General features: G+C 72.1%; 14 protein-coding genes and 1 riboswitch. Of the genes, 4 read left to right on the top strand and 10 right to left on the bottom strand.

The annotated features are described in order from the left end of the window. Positions 1-5: 5 nt before the first annotated feature. From EDD54_RS05470 to EDD54_RS05485, 4 genes are all read right to left on the bottom strand, one after another. Positions 6-788 (bottom strand): ABC transporter ATP-binding protein, encoded by a 783-nt coding sequence (locus EDD54_RS05470; RefSeq protein WP_126535830.1) that lies wholly within the window; start codon positions 786-788, stop codon positions 6-8. Next, positions 785-1603 (bottom strand): ABC transporter permease, encoded by an 819-nt coding sequence (locus tag EDD54_RS05475; protein ID WP_126535828.1) that lies wholly within the window; start codon positions 1601-1603, stop codon positions 785-787. Before EDD54_RS05475 ends, EDD54_RS05470 begins: the two co-directional genes overlap by 4 nt. 23 nt (positions 1604-1626) lie before the next feature. Continuing rightward, complete coding sequence (locus tag EDD54_RS05480) at positions 1627-2694, bottom strand: putative urea ABC transporter substrate-binding protein (protein ID WP_126535826.1); 1068 nt, start codon at positions 2692-2694, stop codon at positions 1627-1629. A 142-nt stretch (positions 2695-2836) separates the two neighbouring features. Then, positions 2837-2939: riboswitch (guanidine-I (ykkC/yxkD leader) on the bottom strand. 170 nt (positions 2940-3109) lie between these two features. Beyond that, on the bottom strand, positions 3110-4204 hold the full coding sequence (locus tag EDD54_RS05485; RefSeq protein ID WP_126535824.1) for an LLM class flavin-dependent oxidoreductase: 1095 nt from the start codon (positions 4202-4204) through the stop codon (positions 3110-3112). 116 nt (positions 4205-4320) lie between these two features. Here EDD54_RS05485 and EDD54_RS05490 point away from each other — a divergent pair, with 116 nt between their 5' ends. Next, positions 4321-4890 carry a winged helix DNA-binding protein gene (locus EDD54_RS05490; RefSeq protein ID WP_126535822.1) on the top strand — a complete coding sequence of 190 codons (570 nt, stop codon included), beginning with the start codon at positions 4321-4323 and terminating at the stop codon, positions 4888-4890. 216 nt (positions 4891-5106) lie between these two features. On the opposite strand, the gene EDD54_RS05495 is transcribed toward EDD54_RS05490, so the two are convergent. Together EDD54_RS05495 and EDD54_RS05500 are read right to left on the bottom strand one after the other, a co-directional pair. After that, positions 5107-6108, bottom strand: coding sequence for an ABC transporter substrate-binding protein (locus EDD54_RS05495; protein ID WP_126535820.1), 1002 nt, complete (start codon positions 6106-6108; stop codon positions 5107-5109). A 236-nt stretch (positions 6109-6344) separates the two neighbouring features. Beyond that, positions 6345-6965 (bottom strand): TetR/AcrR family transcriptional regulator, encoded by a 621-nt coding sequence (locus tag EDD54_RS05500; RefSeq protein ID WP_245515647.1) that lies wholly within the window; start codon positions 6963-6965, stop codon positions 6345-6347. Between the two features lie 165 nt (positions 6966-7130). On the opposite strand from EDD54_RS05500, the gene EDD54_RS05505 reads away from it, so the two are divergent. After that, positions 7131-9167: an NADH:flavin oxidoreductase gene (locus EDD54_RS05505; protein ID WP_126535816.1), complete on the top strand. Its 2037-nt coding sequence runs from the start codon at positions 7131-7133 to the stop codon at positions 9165-9167. A 9-nt stretch (positions 9168-9176) separates the two neighbouring features. On the opposite strand, the gene EDD54_RS05510 is transcribed toward EDD54_RS05505, so the two are convergent. From EDD54_RS05510 to EDD54_RS05525, 4 genes are all read right to left on the bottom strand, one after another. Continuing rightward, positions 9177-10673, bottom strand: a complete 1497-nt coding sequence (locus EDD54_RS05510; RefSeq protein ID WP_425374981.1) for a mannitol dehydrogenase family protein — start codon at positions 10671-10673, stop codon at positions 9177-9179. Between the two features lie 20 nt (positions 10674-10693). Further along, entirely contained in the window at positions 10694-12097 is a 1404-nt protein-coding gene (uxaC, locus tag EDD54_RS05515) for a glucuronate isomerase (RefSeq protein WP_126535814.1), read from the bottom strand. 43 nt (positions 12098-12140) lie between these two features. Further along, the gene (locus EDD54_RS05520) at positions 12141-13253 is read right to left on the bottom strand and encodes an ABC transporter ATP-binding protein (RefSeq protein WP_126535812.1); all 1113 of its coding nucleotides are present in this window, start codon (positions 13251-13253) and stop codon (positions 12141-12143) included. A 91-nt stretch (positions 13254-13344) separates the two neighbouring features. Then, complete coding sequence (locus tag EDD54_RS05525) at positions 13345-14562, bottom strand: ROK family transcriptional regulator (protein WP_126535810.1); 1218 nt, start codon at positions 14560-14562, stop codon at positions 13345-13347. 295 nt (positions 14563-14857) lie between these two features. On the opposite strand from EDD54_RS05525, the gene EDD54_RS05530 reads away from it, so the two are divergent. Both EDD54_RS05530 and EDD54_RS05535 read left to right on the top strand, forming a co-directional pair. Then, positions 14858-15841, top strand: a complete 984-nt coding sequence (locus tag EDD54_RS05530) for an ROK family protein (protein ID WP_126535808.1) — start codon at positions 14858-14860, stop codon at positions 15839-15841. A 77-nt stretch (positions 15842-15918) separates the two neighbouring features. After that, positions 15919-17574, top strand: a complete 1656-nt coding sequence (locus tag EDD54_RS05535) for a glucosidase family protein (protein WP_126541682.1) — start codon at positions 15919-15921, stop codon at positions 17572-17574. The last annotated feature ends 32 nt before the right edge of the window (positions 17575-17606 follow it).

Consider the following 17606-nt stretch of genomic DNA (forward strand, 5'->3'; position numbering starts at 1 on the left):
CTGGTTCAGTGGGCGGGTACGCCGAGCAGCGCCGCGACGGCGGCGACGTCCTCGGCATGGGTCGGGGCGTCCGGCCGGACGGGCCGGTCGAGGGCGATCGAGGCGCCGTAGGCCTCGGGGAACTGCGGGTCGCGCCGCACCTTGGCGAAGACCAGGATGCGGGTGCCGAGCTTGAAGGCCTCGGCGATGTCGTGGGTCACCATCACCACGGTCATCGGGTTCTCGGCCCGGATGTCGGCGACGAGCGCGTGCATCTCGGCGCGGATGCCGGGATCGAGCGCGCCGAAGGGCTCGTCGAGCAGCAGCACCTTCGGCCGGCCGAGCAGGGTCTGGGCGATGGCGAGGCGCTGCTGCATGCCGCCGGAGAGTTCCGACGGGTACTTGCCCGCCGCGTCCGCGAGGCCGACGCGTTCGAGGATGGCGAGGGACTCCTCCCGCGCCTGCCGGCGCCGCAGGCCGAACACCCGGGCGAGCGGCCCGCCGTCGCGGAAGTCGGCGACGAGCATCAGGTTCTGCAGCGCGGTCAGATGCGGGAACACCGAATAGCGCTGGAACACGATGCCGCGGTCCGGCGTCGGCTCGGGGGCGATCGGCGCGCCGTCGACGGTGACGGTGCCCGTGGTCGCCTGCTCCTGGCCGAGCAGGATCCGGAGAAAGGTGGACTTGCCGCAGCCCGACGCGCCGACCACGGCGACGAAGCTGCCGCTCTCGACGTCGAGATCGACGCGCTCGAGCACGACGGCGTCGCCGTAGCGCTTGCCGAGCTTCTCCACGGTGATCCGGCTCATGACGCCTCCCGCGGATGGGCCCAGGCGAAGGCGCGCTTCGACAGGCGGGCGATCAGGAAGTCGGAGGCGACGGCGAGCAGCGTGATCCAGGCGACGTAGGGCAGGATCACGTCCATCGCGAGATAGCGGCGGACCAGGAAGATGCGGTAGCCGAGCCCGCTCTCCGAGGCAAGCGCCTCGGCGGTGATCAGGAACAGCCACGCCGGACCGAGCGCGAGCCGCACCGCCACCAGGAGCCGCGGCATCACCTGCGGCAGCACGAGGCGGACCACCATGGTCCAGGTGTTCGCGCCGAGCGTCTGCGCCTTCACGACCAGTTCGGCCGGGATCTCGGCGACGCGCTGGGCGACGTCGCGCGTCATCACCGGGGCGATGCCGATGGCGATCAGGGTGATCTTGGCGGCCTCGCCGAGGCCGAGCGCGATCAGGAGGATCGGCAGCACCGCGAGCGGCGGGATCACCGAGATCACCGCGACGAGCGGCGCCAGCGCCGCCCTGACGCGCGGCACGAAGCCGATGGCGATGCCGAGGACGAGCGCCACCGCCGTCGCGGTGCCGACGCCGGCGGCGAGCCGACCGAGGCTCGCCGCTGTGTCGGACCACAGGATGAGATCGCCGGTGCGCTTGTCCGGCACGGCGGCGAGGCCGTAGAGCGAGGCCGCCATCTGCGACGGCGACGGCAACAGCTTGTCGGCCGGGTTGGCGGCGAGGCGAGCCGCCGAGGCGATCGCGTAGGCGAGCCCCACCGCCAGGAACGGCAGGGCTGCGAGCGCGACGGCGGCGCCGCGCGAGGGTCGGGCGTTGACGAGGCGCATCGGCGGGGTCCCCCGCGCGCCGGTCAGAGCTTGCCGCCGGCGGCGAGGTCCATGTAGGCGGGGTCGAAGCGCAGCTTGACGTTGGCGGCGTCGCCGAGCGTCGAGCCGTCGGCGAAGGCCATGCCGACCGCGTCGACCGACGTGGTGTTGGTGCCGAGGATGCCGTGGTCGAACAGGAAGTTGCGGACGTGGTCCATGGTCTTCGGCAGGTCGGCGCCGCGGGTGAAGGCGGCGGCGTCGGCGGGCTTTGCGAACAGCATGGTGGTGGCGAGCTGCTCGTCGAAGCCGGCGAGGTCGGTGCCCGAAGCCTTCGCCATCTCCTCCTTGGCCGCCCTGCCCTCCGGGGTGTCGGAGGTCATCAGCGTCATCACCTCGTACCACGCACCGGCGAGCGCCTTGCCGAAGTCCGGGTTGTCCTTCAGCGTCTCGGTGTTGACGACCATCAGGTCGATGATCTCGCCGGGGATCTTCGAGCTGTCGAACACGGCGGTGGCGGCCGGATCCTTCAGGATCTCCGAGACCAGCGGCTTCCAGGTTACCGTGGCGGTGACGTCCGCGGTGCCCCATGCGGCGACCATGTCGGCGTCGGAGGTGTTGACGACGGTGACGTCCTTCTCGGCCATGCCGGCGTCGTCGAGGGCGCGGGCGAGCAGGTAGTGCGACACCGAGAGTTCGACGAGGTTGACGCGCTGCCCGGCGATGTCCTTGAAGTCCTTCTTGTCCTTCAGGATCACCGCGTCGTTGCCGTTGGAAAAGTCGCCGACGATCAGCGCGGTCGTGTCGACGCCGCCGCCGGCGGGGATCGAGAGGGCGTCCATGTTGGTCATCGAGCAGCCGTCGAAGCCGCCGGCGGTATACTGGTTGATGCTCTCGACGTAGTCGTTGATCCGCGTGATCTCGACGTTGATGCCGTATTTGTCGGCCCACTTCTTCATGATGCCGCTGTCGGAAAGATAGCCCCACGGCATCCAGCCGACGTAGATCGACCAGCAGACCTTGAAGTCCTTCTTTGGCGCGGCCTCTGCGGGACCGGCGGCGACGAAGGCGGCGATCGTGGAGGCGAGGACGGCACCGGCGAGCTTGCGGATCATCGATAGGTTCCCTCGTTCGGACCGGCGGTCGCCGGCGTTGTCGTCGAGGGTCTGCCGCAGCTGCGCCCGGGGAGGTCGACCGTCCGCTCCGGCGTCGCCGCCGGAACGGGGATCGGGCTTGCAGCAGCAAACCCGTGCAGTGACCTCCCGGGGTTTTGTCCCGCCGTGTCCCGGTCCGATCGCGAACCGGGAGCGTCTCTCGGACCAGCGCCGCCACGGCGGCCGGAACCCTAGACGCTCTGCACGTCGACAAGGGAGCAAGCGCCGTGCCAAAGGCGCGCGGCTCGGGATTCCGTGCACCGGGTCCGGGAAACCGCGGACCCCGCCCGGTGCCATGGCTGGTTCTTGGGCATGGCGCCGCTTCGGGCGGCAGACGGTCGCCGCCCTCGGCGGCGACCGGTTTGCGGCAGCGGCGTCAGCGCAGGTCCTTGGCGGCCAGGATCGGCAGCACGGTGTCGCGGAAATACGGGAACTCCTCCGCGTAGTCGACGAAGGACAGCGTCGTTCCGGCGAAACCGGCCTCGGCGAGCGAAACCAGCCCGTTCGCCACGTCCTCCGGGGTGCCGATCAGCGGGAAACCGCCGTGGCCGGCGGCCATGCGGTCGCGGATCAGCGCGAGCAGGTCGTGCGGGAAGGAATGGGCGTGGGCGAACTGCAGACGGACGAGGTTGTCGACCGCCGCCCAGTCGGCGTTGTCGCGGGCGGTGTACTGCAGATAGGCCTCGGCCTCCTCCCGGGTGGGACGGCAAATGACGTGGCTGAAGGTCAGCACGTCGACCGAACGGCCGACCGACGCGGCCTGCGCCTTCAGCTCGCCGATCTCGGCGGTCGAGCGGGCAAGGTCGATCGCCGGGGTGAACAGGAAGTTGGCGTTGCGCGTGGCGAAGTCGCGGCCCTGCGGCGAGCCGGCGGCATTGATGATCGGCACGTCGCCGAGCGGGCGCGGGTCGCCCTTGACGCCCTTGAGGGTGAAGTACTTGCCGTTCCAGTCGAAGTGCTCGGTCGAGGTCCACAACTTGCGGATGACGTCGAACCATTCCTGGGCGTAGCCGTAACGGGTCTCGTGGTCGTCGGGCAGCGTCAGGCCGAGCGCCTCGTATTCCGGCTTGTTCCAACCGGCGACGATGTTGAGGCCGGCGCGGCCCTTGCCGATCTGGTCGATGGTGGCGATCTGCTTGGCGACCACCACCGGGTTGTTGGCGGCGGTGTGGATGGTGGCGAACACAGCGAGCCGGCTGGTGTGCGCGAGCAGTCCGGCCGCCCAGGTCATGGTCTCGAGCACCGAACCGTGGAAGTCGGTCTCGCCGCCGTAGCCGATCCAGCGCGCGATCGGCAGCATGAAGTCGATGCCGGCGTCGTCGAGCAGGCGGGCGAGTTTCAGGTTGTTGTCGAAGGAGTTGACCCAGCGCTCGGGCACCTTGGTGACGGTCATGCCGCCCGAGCAGTTGGTGGAGAAGGTGCCGAGCAGGAAGCGGCCCTTCGCGAACATGGGATTGGTCGTGGTCTCCATCGTGGTCCCCCTCTGGTTTTGGATTTATTTTATGTTTGAAATTCTATTTGAAATCGCGGTTGGGTGCAAGCGGCGGCGCAGCTAGAGTCTCCGTTCGCGCGGCAGGGAGCGGATGGATGGCGAGACGGACGAGCGGGACGGACGGACGGGAGACGCTGGATCGGCGCTGGCACCTCGCGGCGACACCGGCCGAGGTCGATTTCACCGAACTCGAGTTCGCGGTGATGCGCACCTTCGAGTCCTTCGGGCGCTGGCAGTCGGAATGCCTCGCCGGCTGCATCGACCTCGCCGCCAGCGGGCCGGAGAACGCGCTGCTGCACGTCATCCGCATGAACGACCGGCCGAAGAGCGTGAAGGAACTGGCGCGGCTCTTGAACCGCGACGACATCCCAAACATCCAGTACAGCCTGCGCAAGCTGATCGGCGCCGGCCTGGTCGAGCGCAGCGGCGCGGCGCGCTCGGGCGTCACCTATTCCGTGACCGCCGAGGGCCGGGCCGTCACCGAGAAATACGCCGCGATCCGCCGGGCGCTGCTGCTCGCCGCGATCGAGGCGGTGCCGGGCTTCGGCGAACGCCTCGCCGGCGCGACGCAGGCGCTGAACCTGCTCGCCGGCATCTACGAGGAAGTCTCGCGCGTCGCCGCCACCCACCGCCGCCCGACGAAGACGGCCGACGACGCCCCCTGATACCGAGCTCGCAAAGTTCCGACCTGTGGTCGGAACGTTGCGGGCGAGAAGCGCCCGACCGGGCGCCGGCCGAAAGGCCGAGACCTCGCAAAGTCCCGACGAATCGGGACTTTGCGAGACAGGTATGAAACGGAAAGACGCCGCGCGGCGGGCCGCACGGCGTCTCGTGGTGTCGTCGCCGGGACGACGCGCCGTCCCGGCGGAGCACGCGTCCGATCAGAGCGCGGCCTTGATCTTCTCGGCCGCCTCGGGGCTGACCCACTTGGTCCAGAGGTCGGCGTTCTCGGCCAGGAAGTGCTTGGCGCCGGTCTCGCCGTCGGCCTGGTTGTCGGTCATCCAGGCCATCAGCTTGTTGACGGTGTCGTTGCTCCAGGCGCGCTTGGCGAGATAGTCCGAGACCTCCTTGGGGGCGCGGTCGGCGAAGGGTTTGGCGACCAGCGTGGCGACGCGGTCCTTCGGCCAGTCGTTCGGCTTCGGATCCGGGCAGTCGGCGACGGTGTTGCAGCGCTTCCACTCGGCGGCGTCGCCGGGGACGCCGAAGTCGACCTTGACCATCTCGTACTTGCCGAGCAGCGCCGTCGGCGCCCAGTAGTAGCCGATCCAGCCCTGCTTGTTCTCGTAGGCCTTGGCAATCGAGCCGTCGAGGCCGGCGGCCGAGCCGGTGTCGACCAGCGTGAAGCCGGCCGCCTCGGCGCCGAAGGCCTTGTAGAGCTGCGCCGTCACCACGGTGCCGCCCCAGCCCTGCGGGCCGTTGAAGACGGCGCCCTTCGACCCGTCCTCGGGGTCGGGGAACAGCTCAGGGTGCTTCAGCACGTCGGCGACCGTCTTGATGTCCGGATGGGCGTCGACGACGTACTTCGGGATCCACCAGCCCTGGACGCCGCCGTCCGGCAGCGCGTCGCCGGCGATCACCAGCTTGCCCTCTTCGACGCCGCGGTTCACCACCTCCGGCAGGAGGTCGACCCAACCCTCGGGGGCGATGTCGGGAACGCCCTTTTCGACCATCGAGGTGATGGTCGGCACGGTGTCGCCGACGGTGATCTCGACCTCGCAGCCGTAGCCCTTCTCGAGGATCAGCTTGTCGAGGGCCGACAGCACCTCGGCGCTCTGCCAGTTCATGCTGGCGACGGTGACGGAGCCGCATTCGGCCGCGCCGGCGCCCGTGGCCAGGACGGCGCCGGCGAAGGCGAGGCATGTGGAGGCGAGGAGCTTCTTCATCTGCGGTTCCCCTGTCGTTCGAGGCGTCCGGTCCGGCCCGGTCCGGCGGCGACGCCCTTGTCCGCCGATCCCTTCCGCCTGCCGCTCCGCCGCCGCACGGGCGGCACGAACGGCGAGCCCCCTTCCTCCGGGGCCGCGAAAGGGCCAATTCGACGAGCCTGACGGACGCGTGCCGGCACCGCACCGGACGTATGCGACATCGGAGCCGACGGGACCGACATCTCACCCCGCCGCGCTCACGCCTCCGGCACGAAGCCGTGGCGGGCGTGGAAGCGCGCGAGTTCGCGCGGCTCGGCCCGGGTGCCGGTGAAGATCTCGACGTAGTCGGGGAAGCGCCGCATCCGGAGCGCGAGATCCTCGCGCGTGTTCATCGAGATGTAGCCGATCTGGACGAGGTAGATCGTGCGCGCCCGCACGTCGGCGAGGTCGGGCGGACAGCCGAATCGCTCGAACATCTCCGTCAGCGCCGCGAGCCGGGCGGCATCGGCGGCCTCGACCGCGCGCGCCACCGCGTCGGACTGCAGCGCCCAGGCGCGCACGGCGTATTCGAACTGCGAATCGAACAGCGTCCGGTCGAGCCAGCAGTCGGAGACGTTGAGTACCGCCTCGGCGATGCTCTCGGCATAGGCCGCGGCCTGTCCCAGGATGGCGCCGGTGTTCTTGGCGCGCCAGCGTTCCAGAAGCGCGTCCAGGAGTTGCTCGCGATCCTTGAAGAACCAGTAGAAGCTCGTCCGCGACAGCTTCATCCGCTTTCCGAGCGGCTGGATCCTGACGGCCTCGACGCCGCCCTCGATCAGCGCCTCGTAGGCGGCGTCGAGCCAGACCTCGGCGGATCCGCGCCAACCGCTGTCGTTCACCGGCCTTCTCCTCGTCTCCACCGGTCTTAGCAACGCCCGCGGGGAGCGACAAGGACGATCGTCGCCGGTGAACGGTGTCCGTGCACCGGCGGACCCTATCTTGACGGTAGTGTACATTTCGGCCTAACCCTGAAGCGTTCCCCTCGCCAGCACGCGGGCGCCGCCATGTCGAACGATCCCCTTCTCCAGCCTTTCCGCCTGAAGCACCTGACCTTGCGCAACCGGATCATGCTGACCTCGCACGAGCCGGCCTACACCGAGGACGGGCTGCCGAAGGAGCGCTACCGCGCCTATCACGCCGAGCGCGCCAAGGGCGGCGTGGCGCTGACGATGACCGCCGGCTCGGCTTCGGTCTCGCGCGACAGCCCGCCGGCCTTCGGCAACGTGCTGCTCTACAAGGACGAGGTGGTGCGCTGGCTCGCCGAGCTCGCCGACGAGTGCCACGGCCACGGCGCGGCGGTGATGATCCAGATCACCCACCTCGGCCGCCGCACCCGCTGGGACAAGGGCGACTGGCTGCCGACCGTGGCGCCGACACACGCGGCCGAGCCCGCGCACCGGGCCTTCCCCAAACTGATCGAGGACTGGGACATCGCCCGCATCGTCGAGGACTACGCCGACGCCGCCGAGCGCGTGAAGGCGGCCGGCCTCGACGGCCTCGAGATCATCGCCTACGGCCATCTCGCCGACCAGTTCGTCTCCCCGCTCACCAACCTGCTCGACGGCCCCTACGGCGGCCTGCTCGAGAACCGGATGCGGTTCCTGCGCGAGGTCTTGACCGCGATCCGCGGCCGGACGGGCGACGACTTCGCCGTCGGCGTCCGCTTCGCCGCCGACGAGCGGCTCGAGGGCGGCACCACCCGCGACGACGGCATCGAGGTCTGCCGCCGCCTGAAGGCCGACGGTCTCGTCGACTTCGTCAATGTGATCCGCGGCCACCTCCACACCGACGCCGGCCTCACCGACGTCATCCCGATCCAGGGCATGCCGAGCGCACCGCATCTCGACTTCGCCGGCGAGGTCCGTGCCGCCGCCGACGTCGCCACCTTCCACGCCGCCCGCGTGCCCGACGTCGCCACCGCCCGCCACGCCATCGCGGCCGGCAAGGTCGACATGATCGGCATGACGCGCGCCCATCTCGCCGATCCGCATCTCGTGGCCAAGATCGTGGCGCGCAAGGAGGAGACCATCCGCCCCTGCGTCGGCGCCAACTACTGCCTCGACCGCATCTACGGGGCCGGCGCCGCCTACTGCATGCACAACGCCGCCACCGGGCGCGAGCTCACTATGCCCCACGTCGTCCCGAAGGCGGAGACGCGGCGCAAGGTCGTGGTGGTCGGCGCCGGCCCGGCCGGCCTCGAGGCGGCCCGGATCGCCGGCGAGCGCGGCCACGACGTCGTCGTGCTCGAACTCGCCAACAAGCCCGGCGGCCAGATCCGCCTGACCGCCCGCAACCCGCGGCGCCAGGAGATGATCTCGATTGTCGAGTGGCGGATGGCCGAGTGCGAGCGCCTCGGCGTCCGCTTCCGCTTCGACACCTGGGCCGACCGCGACACCGTGCTCGCCGAAAGCCCGGACGTCGTGATCGTGGCGACCGGCGGCATGCCGCACACCGAGGTGCTGAAGGCCGGCAACGAACTCGTCGTGTCGTCGTGGGACCTGATCTCCGGCGACGTCAAGCCCGGCGCCGACGTGCTCGTCTTCGACGACGCCGGCGACAACGCCGGCCTCCAGGCGGCCGAGGTGGTGGCCAACGCCGGCGGCCGGGTCGAGATCATGACGCCGGACCGCAACTTCGCGCCCGAGGTCATGGGCATGAACCTCGTGCCCTACATGCGTGCGCTCCAGAAGCGCGACGCCACCTTCACCGTCACCTACCGGCTGGAGTCGGTCGCGCGCGACGGCAACCGCCTGAAGGCGCTCGTCGGCAGCGACTACGGCGGGGTCCGCAAGGAGAAGCTCTACGACCAGGTCGTGGTCAACGCCGGCACCCGGCCGCTCGACGAGCTCTATTTCGACCTCAAGCCGCTGTCGAAGAACCGCGGCGAAGTCGACTACGACGCCCTGATCGAGGGCCGCCCGCAGACCGTAGCCACCAATCCCGACGGCGCCTTCCAGCTGTTCCGGATCGGCGACGCCGTCGCCGCCCGCAACACCCACGCCGCGGTCTACGACGCGCTCCGGCTCGTCAAGGATCTCTGAGGGACGGCGTCAGCCGCGCCCCGCCGTCCCCTCGCGGACGGCGGTGGCGGCGCCGACCGCGGCGAGGCGTTCCAGCGCCGCGCCGACGGTCTCGACGAAGTCCGCCGAGGCCGGCAGATCCGTGCCGAACACCGCTTCGATCCGCAGGAAAGCCGCCAGCACCGCCCGCGGCGCGGTCGCCTCGCCGACCGCCGCGCGGATGCGTTCGGCGAGCGGGTCCGCGAACACGAACGGCCGGCCGGCGTCGTCCCGGCCGGCCATGGCGCGCATCCACGCCGCGATCGCCAGCGCCAGCCGGTCGAACGGCAGACCGTCCGCGAGCCGGCGCCGCACCGGCGCGAGGATGCGCTGCGGCAGCTTCTGCGAGCCGTCGGTCGCGATCTGGGCGAGCCGGTGCCGCACCGCCGGATTGCGGAAGCGGGCGATCAGTGCGGCGCGGTAGGCGGAGAGGTCGATCCCCGGCAGCGGTTGCAGCGTCGGCGCCAGTTCCTCGGCCATTGCGGCCTCCAGGAAGGCGGCGAAACCCGGCGCCGCCATCGCGTCCGCAACCGTCTCGTGGCCGGCGAGACCGCCGAGATAGGCGAGCGCGGAATGGCTGGCGTTGAGGAGACGCAGTTTCATCTCCTCGTAGGGCCTGACGTCGGCGACGAAGACCGCCCCGGCGTCCTCCCAAGCCGGCCGCCCGGCGCGGAAATCGTCCTCCAGCACCCATTGCGAGAACGGCTCGGTGACCACCGGCCACGCGTCGAGGCTGCCGAGCCGCGCCGACACCGCGGCGCGATCGGCGTCCGTCGTCGCCGGCACGATGCGGTCGACCATGGTCGAGGGGAAAGCGACCTCTTCGCCCACGAAGGCGCCGAGGGCGGAATTGCGCAACTCGGCGAAGCGCCGGACCACCTGGCGGAGCGCCTTGCCGTTGGCGGGGAGGTTGTCACAGGAGACGAGCGTGAACGGGGCGACGCCGGCCGCCCGCCGCCGCGCCAGCGCCTCGACCACGAAGCCGATCGCGGTGGTCGGCCGTCCGGGCGCGGCGAGGTCGCGGCGGACCGCCGGGTCGTCCTCGTCGAGGTCGCCGCTCGCCGGCAGCCGGCAATAGCCCTTCTCGGTGACCGTCAGCGACACGACCCGGGTGCGCGGATCGCTCATCCGCCGCAGCACCGCTTCGGGGGCCTCCGGTGCGACGGCGAGGTCGACCACGCTGCCGACGACGCGGAGCGTCTCGCCCTCCGCCGAGCGCGTCGCCACCGTGTAGAGGCCGTCCTGCGGAGCGAGTGCGTCGCGGGTGTCGGGGCTGCGCAACGAGACGCCGCAGATGCCCCAGGCGCCGCCGCCCGCCGCGAGCACCCGGTCGGTGAACACCGCCTGATGGGCGCGGTGGAACGCGCCGATGCCGAGGTGGACGATGCCGACCGCCGGCGCGCGGCCGCGGCGGTAGTCGGGCCGGGCGACGTCGGCTGGCAAATCCGCGAGCCGGTCGAGGCTGAGGCGGGTCGGGTCGGTCGTCACGGGTTCCTCCTCGGGGCCGTTCACAGCCGGTAGGCGCGCCGCGCCAGACCGTTGGCGAGTTCGCCGGCCATCTCTGCGGCCTCGTCCTCGTCGAGCTGGTGGGTCGCCACCAACTCGGCGAGCCAGCCGCAGTCGATCCGCCGCGCCATGTCGTGGCGGGCCGGGATCGAGGGGAAGGCGCGGGTGTCGTCGTTGAAGCCGACGGTGTTCCAGAGCCCGGCGGTCTCGGTGGTGCGGCGGCGGAACCGGCGCATGCCCTCGGGCGAATCGTGGAACCACCAGGGCGGCCCCAGCCGCAGCACCGGATAGGCGCCGGCGAGCGGGGCGAGTTCGCGCGAATAGGTGGTCTCGTCGAGGGTGAACAGGATGATCGTCAGCCGGCTCTCGAGACCGACCGCGTCGAGCAGCGGCTTCAGCGCGCCGACGTAGTCGGTGCGCCGCGGGATGTCGAAGCCCTTGTCCGGTCCGAAGCGGGAGAACACCGACGGCGCGTGGTTGCGCCACGAGCCGGCGTGGATCTGCATCACCAGCCCGTCGTCGAGGCTCATCCGCGCCATCTCGGTCAGCATCGCCGCGCGGAACAGCTCGCAGTCCTCGGGCGAAGCGCCGCCGCCGCGGACCCGCGCGTAGAGCGCCGCGGCCTCCGCGGTCGATAGATCCGCCGTCGCGGCGGTGGGATGGCCGTGGTCGCTGGCGGTGGCGCCGTGCGCCTTGAAGACGGCGCGCCGGGCCCGGTGCGCGGCGAGATAACCGGCCCAGGTGCCGGTGTCCTCGCCGGTCATCGCGCCGAGCCGGTCGAGATTGGCGGAAAAGTCGGCGCGGGCGGGGTCGACCACGTCGTCCGGCCGGTAGGTCGTGATCACGCGACCGCCCCAGCCCGAGGCGGCGATCTTGCGGTGGGCGTCGAGCGGGTCGAGCGCGCCCTCGGTGGTGGCGATCACCTCGATTCCGAAGCGCTCGAACAGCGCCCGCGGCCGGTAGGCGTCGGAGGCGAGCCGTTCGGCGATGGCGTCGTAGGTCCGGTCGGCGCTGGCGGCCGTCAGCCGCTCCTCGATGCCGAATAGCGTCTCGAAGGTGTGGTCGAGCCAGACCCGGCTCGGCGTGCCGCGAAAGAGGTGCCAGTGCGCCGCGAAGGTCCGCCAGATCGCCCGCCCGTCGGTCTCGTGGGCGCCGCCGTCGACCGGCGCGACGCCGAGCCGTTCCAGCGGCACCCCCTGCGACACCAGCATGCGCAGGAGATAATGGTCGGGCACCACCAGGAGCCGGGCCGGGTCGGCGAAGGGCTGGTCGTCGGCGAACCAGCGCGGATCGGTGTGGCCGTGCGGGCTGACGATCGGCAGTCCGGCGACCGTGTCGTAGAGCCGGCGCGCGATCGCGCGGGTGGTCGGGTCGGGCGGCAGCAGGCGGTCGGGATGGAGGGGCATGGCGCTCGACCTGTCGGGTTGGGGCTGGAGGACGGGACGGCGCTCAGCCGTCCGCCGGCGTCCGCGAGATCCGGCGGCCGCCCGCGCCGTGGAACAGATGGCACCGCTCCGCCGGCACCGCCAGCGACAGGGTCGCGCCCTCGTCGACCGGCCGGTGGCCGGGCACCAACACGACCACGTCGGCGGCGTGGCCGGCGACGCGGCCGTAGACGTAGGTTTCGGTACCGACGCTCTCGGCGTAGTCGACGGCGAAGGGCACGGCGAACTCGCCGGCCGCGGCGGCACGGATCTCGAAATGGCTCGGCCGGACGCCGAGCGTCACCGGATCGCCGAGCGCGAGGCCGCTCGGGTCGACCGGCAGCACCATCCGGCCGAAGCCCGGCAGGTGGACCTCGGCGTCGCGGCCGGTCAGGCTCGCGAGGCGGCCGGAGAAGAAGTTCATCTTCGGCGAGCCGATGAAGCCGGCAACGAACAGGTTGGCCGGCCGGTCGAACAGCTCGAGCGGCGGGCCGTATTGCTCGACCTCGCCTCGGTTCATCACCGCGATGCGGTCGGCCATGGTCATCGCTTCGATCTGGTCATGGGTGACGTAGACCATGGTGGTGCGCAGCCGCCGGTGCAGGCGGGTGATCTCGCCGCGGGTCTGCACCCGGAGCGCCGCGTCGAGGTTGGAGAGCGGCTCGTCGAACAGGAACACCGAGGGGTCGCGCACGATCGCCCGGCCGATCGCCACGCGTTGGCGCTGGCCGCCGGAGAGTTCGCGCGGGCGGCGCTGCAGCAGCGGTTCGATCTCCAGCATCCGCGCCGCCTCGCCGACCCGGCGGTCGATCTCGGCGCGGTCCATCCGGAGGTTCTCGAGGCCGAAGGAGAGGTTCTTCGCCACGCTCATGTGCGGATAGAGCGCGTAGGACTGGAACACCATCGCGACGCCGCGCTTGGCAGGCCCGACCGCCGAGACGTCGTGCTCGCCGATCCGGATCCGGCCGGCGGTGACGCCCTCGAGGCCGGCGATCAGGCGCAGCAGCGTCGACTTCCCGCAGCCGGACGGGCCGACCAGCACCACGAACTCGCCGTCGGCGATCGAGAGGTCGACGCCGCGGATGATCGGATGTTCGCCGAAGGCCTTGACCACACCCTCGAGGCTCAGACTGGCCATGTCCCCTCCTTGCGGCCGCCCTGGGGCCGCTGTCTTCCGGCGAGAATGGCGCGATCCGGATTAGTTCGTCAAGGTGCCGAACATAATACCGTCACACACCTGCCCCACCCGCCGGCGCCGGCGGCAGCCGCATCCGCTTCGGCAGGTCCTGCGGGCTGAACAGCCGGTTGTGCGCCGCGTTGAGGGCGATGGCGATGGCGCCGAACAGCGTCGCGCGCTGGCCGAGGATGCTGGTGTCGATCGGCACCGGCCGGCGGCTGAGCCGCGGCAGTTCGCGGCGGATCAGGTCGGCCATCAGCGGGTGGCGGCCGATGTTGCCGCCGAGCACGACCTTGGCCGGATCGAGCAGCGCCGCCACCGCGACCACCAGCAGCGCCGCGTTGCGCGCCGCTTCGGCCGCCGTCGCCGCCGCCGCGGCGTCGCCCTGGGCGGCGCGGGCGAAGATGTCGCGGACCTGCAGGCCGGCGGTGCCGCCGAGTTCACGGTAGCGCTCGCGGATGCCGGCGGCACCGAGCGCCCGCTCCAGCGCGCCGCGGTCGAGGCTCTCCGGCTCGGCCGGATCGGCGCCGAACGGCAGGTAGGAGATCTCGCCGGCGGCCCCGCCGGCGCCGCGCAGCAGCCGCCCGCCCACCAGCGCGCCGAGACCGATGCCGGTGCCGAGCGAGACGAAGGCCATGTCGTCGACGCCGACCGCGCAACCGCACCACGACTCGCCGATCGCGGCGGCGTTGACGTCGTTCTCGATCACCACGTCGACCGCCATGACGTCGCGGAGCGCCGCGGCGAAGTCGAAGTCGCCGAGACCGGCGACGTTGGGCGCCAGCGCCAGAGTGCCGGTGGCCGGGTCGATCACGCCGGGCGTCGCGACCACGGCGTCGAGCACGCGGGCGGGATCGACGCCGCAGTCGGCGAGGAGCCGGGTCTTCAGGTGGTCGAGCCGGGCGACGAGGTCGCGGCCGCCGCGTGGATCCGACGGCATCTCGACCGCGCCGACGACGTTGCCGACGATGTCGGCGATCGCCACGCGGACGTTGGTGGCGCCGAGGTCGGCGCCGATCACGTAGCCCGCCTCGGCGGCGACCTCGTAGGCCACCGGCGCGCGGCCGATTCGTCCGGTGGTGACGCCCTTGACGCGCACCCAGCCGGCCTCCTCGAGGGTGCGGATCACCTGCGACATCGTCTGCTTGGACAGCCCGGTGATCTGCGCGAGGTCCGCCCGCGAAGTGGCGCCACGGTGCAGCAGCACGTCCATCACGGCCCGCACGGAAATCTGCCTGAGCACCGGCGGCGCGCCGTCGTCGAGGGCCATATTCGTCCATCTACCTGAAAAACTGCGGAGAACGATCGCGATGCGACCGCCCCGTCGCCGGCATCATTCCATGCGAGCGCCGAATTTCAAGCCGGTTCTTGACAGGCCGCCGCGGCCGGGCATAGTTTTTTAGTCAAGGTGACGAACTAATACCGAGCCCGCCGAACTCCGCCCTCGGGCGGCGTCGGCGGGCGAGGAGCGCCCGACCGGGCGTCGGCCGTATGGCCGGAAATCCCCGCAAGGTCCCGACAGGTCGGGACCTTGCGGGACAGCGACGACCAGCGCCGGAGGTCCCTTGGCCGCGATCACGACAGCCGAAGCGAGCAGCGGACGCGTTCCCGGGGCCGGCGACGCCGGCACCGTCGTCGGCATCGACCTCGGCGGCAGCAAGATCCTCGGCGGCGTCGCGGACCTCTCCGGCCGGCTCCTGGCCGACGACGAGGAGCCGACCCGCCACGGCCCGGACGCCCCGTTCCTCGATCAGATCGCCGCCATGGTCGACCGCCTGCACGAGCGTGCCGGCCGCGACCGCACCCTTCTTTCCGGCGTCGTCGTCGGCGTCCCCGGCACCGTCTCGCCCGAGACCGGCCTCGTCGCGCTGTCGCCCAACCTCGCCCTTCCCGCCGACGAGCCGGTCGGCGCGCTGATCGCCCGCCGCGTCGGCTGCCCGGTCGAGGTGCTGAACGACGTCGCGGCCGCCGCCTACGGCGAGGCGATGCGCGGCGGCGGCGACGGCCGCGGCCTCATCGCCTTCGCCGCCTTCGGCACCGGCGTCGGCCTCGGCCTCGTGCTCGACGGCCGCATCCTGCACGGTGCCCGCGGCCGCGCCGGCGAGATCGCCTACCTGCCGATCGGCGCCGATCCGCACGAGGCCGCCCCCGCCTCGGCGAGCGGCCTGTTCGAGGACCGCGTCGGCTCGGCGGCGATCCGCGCCCGCTACGGCGCCGACGCACCGAGCGTCGCCGTGCTGTTCGACCGCGCCGCCGCCGGCGACGCCCGCGCCGCCGCCGTGCTCGACGACGTCGCCCGCGACGCCGCCACCGGCCTCGCCGCCGTCGTCGCCCTGCTCGACCCGGACGCCCTCGTGCTCGGCGGCAGCATCGGCGTCCGCCCGGAGTTCGCGGGCCGCGTCGGCTTACACATGAACCGCCTCCTCCCCTTCGAGGTCGACCTCCGCACCAGCGCGCTCGGCCGCGCCGCTGGCATGCTCGGCGCCGTCCACGCCGCCGCCGAGACCGCCCGCGCCGACGCGGCTCTCCTCGCCGGGAGGCAGCCGTGACCGCCACCACGCATCCCGTCCTCCTCGCCCGTCCCGACGGCCAGCTCGCCTGCGAACGCGCGGTGACGCTGCCGGTGATGGCGCCGCGGCTCCAGGCCGACCTCGAGCCCGACGGAAGGCTGGTGCTGGCGCTGTGGGGGTCCGGCACGCTCGCCACCCTGCGCTTCGAGGGGTGGCGCGGCCCCTACGTCCTCGGCCCGAACCGCCTGCTCGCCCCCGGCGGCGGCCTCCACGTCGCGCAGTCGCGCCCGGTGGCGGTGCTCCGCGGCACCCGGCTCGACGGCCTTCGCCCCGCCGCGCGCTGCGCCTGGTGGGGCGCCGCCGAGCCGGCGCGCCCGGTCCGGCGCGACGGCGCTCGCCGGATCGCCGAGACCGGCTGGGGCGTCGTGGTCGCCGAGACCCGCGGCGACGACGTCGCCGTCGCCGTCGGCGCCGACCTCGGCGAGGCCTTGGACGCGCTGGCGCTGACGACCGCCGCCGTCGTCGCCGAGGCCGACGCCCACGTCGCCCGCTGCGACGGCCTGCCGGAGGCCGATCCCGAACTCCGGAGCATGGTCTCGCAGGGCCTGCACGCGGCGCTGTCGAGCATCCGCCGCGACGAGCGCGGCGCCTTCGCCGGCCTCGCCGCCGGTCAGGCCTACAGCGCGCCCGCCCGCACCTACTACCGCGACGGCTACTGGACCCAGCAGGCCCTGCTGCCGATCTGCCCGGAGATCCTCGCCGACCAGATCGAACTGCTCGCCCGCGGCGTCCGCGACGACGGCGAGGCGCCGAGCGCGGTGATCCTGACCGGCCCGGCCCAGTCCGCCGCCTGGGAGGCGGTGCGCCGCTCCGATCCGCGCATCAAGGAGGAGCACCTGCGCCCCGGCGACTGGTGGAGCGACCATTTCGACAGCCCGTTGTTCTTCGTGCTGACGATCGGCGACCACTTCCGCGCCACCGGCGACGACGGCCCGCTCCGCCGCCACATCGACGGGATCCGCGCCATCCTCGCCCGCTACGAGCGCTTGGCCGCCACGGGCGACGGCCTGCCGGCGAAGCCGCGCCACGATCGCGACTGGGCCGACAACGTCTACCGCTCCGGCCACGTCGCCTACGACGTCGGCCTGTGGATCGGCGCGCTCGACGTCGTCGCCGACATCGGTCGGCTCGTCGACCCGGCGCTCGCCGAGCGCGCCACCGGCCTCGCCGCCCTCGCCCGCCGCAGCCTCGACGGCGCGCTGCTCCGCCCGTCCGGCTGGTACGCCGATTACGCGGACCCCGCCGACGGCTTCGTCGAGGAGCACCTGACGCTCGATTCCCTGACGCTGCTGCGCTTCGACGCCGTCTCGCCCGAACGCGCCGCCGTCGTGCTCGACGCGGTGCGGCGCCGGCTCGAGAGCCGCTCCAACGGCGAGCAGCCCTATGGCGACTGGGGCGTGATGTGCGCCTATCCGCCCTTCGCGCGGCGCGCCGACACCCGGGCGAAGTCGGCCTTCGCCTATCGCTATCACAACGGATCGGACTGGCCTTATCTCTCCGGGCTCTACGCCGGCGAGCGGCTGCGCCGCGGCCTTCCCGGCTGGCGCTACCCGCTGACGCGCTGGTGGCGGAGCTGCCTGGAGCAGGGCTGGGCGGGTGCGGTGGAGTATTTCTCCCCGCCCTTCGGACGCGGATCACTCCTGCAGGGTTGGAGCGCCATGCCCGCCGCGGTCGCGGTGGCGCACGGGCGGACCGTCCTCGCGGGAGCGTGACCAGCCGGCGGGAAGAGGCCGGCGGAAAGAGG

This window comes from Oharaeibacter diazotrophicus, from assembly GCF_004362745.1.
Taxonomy (GTDB): Bacteria; Pseudomonadota; Alphaproteobacteria; order Rhizobiales; family Pleomorphomonadaceae; genus Oharaeibacter; species Oharaeibacter diazotrophicus.

What these genes read in the sequence shown, in the direction of transcription:
- EDD54_RS05470 (WP_126535830.1), bottom strand. Translation starts at nt 788, where the DNA reads ATGAGCCGGATCACCGTGGAGAAGCTCGGCAAGCGCTACGGCGACGCC.
- EDD54_RS05475 (WP_126535828.1), bottom strand. Translation starts at nt 1,603, where the DNA reads ATGCGCCTCGTCAACGCCCGACCCTCGCGCGGCGCCGCCGTCGCGCTC.
- EDD54_RS05495 (WP_126535820.1), bottom strand. Translation starts at nt 6,108, where the DNA reads ATGAAGAAGCTCCTCGCCTCCACATGCCTCGCCTTCGCCGGCGCCGTC.
- EDD54_RS05525 (WP_126535810.1), bottom strand. Translation starts at nt 14,562, where the DNA reads ATGGCCCTCGACGACGGCGCGCCGCCGGTGCTCAGGCAGATTTCCGTG.
- EDD54_RS05520 (WP_126535812.1), bottom strand. Translation starts at nt 13,253, where the DNA reads ATGGCCAGTCTGAGCCTCGAGGGTGTGGTCAAGGCCTTCGGCGAACAT.
- EDD54_RS05490 (WP_126535822.1), top strand. Translation starts at nt 4,321, where the DNA reads ATGGCGAGACGGACGAGCGGGACGGACGGACGGGAGACGCTGGATCGG.
- uxaC (WP_126535814.1), bottom strand. Translation starts at nt 12,097, where the DNA reads ATGCCCCTCCATCCCGACCGCCTGCTGCCGCCCGACCCGACCACCCGC.
- EDD54_RS05480 (WP_126535826.1), bottom strand. Translation starts at nt 2,694, where the DNA reads ATGATCCGCAAGCTCGCCGGTGCCGTCCTCGCCTCCACGATCGCCGCC.
- EDD54_RS05485 (WP_126535824.1), bottom strand. Translation starts at nt 4,204, where the DNA reads ATGGAGACCACGACCAATCCCATGTTCGCGAAGGGCCGCTTCCTGCTC.
- EDD54_RS05505 (WP_126535816.1), top strand. Translation starts at nt 7,131, where the DNA reads ATGTCGAACGATCCCCTTCTCCAGCCTTTCCGCCTGAAGCACCTGACC.
- EDD54_RS05535 (WP_126541682.1), top strand. Translation starts at nt 15,919, where the DNA reads ATGGCGCCGCGGCTCCAGGCCGACCTCGAGCCCGACGGAAGGCTGGTG.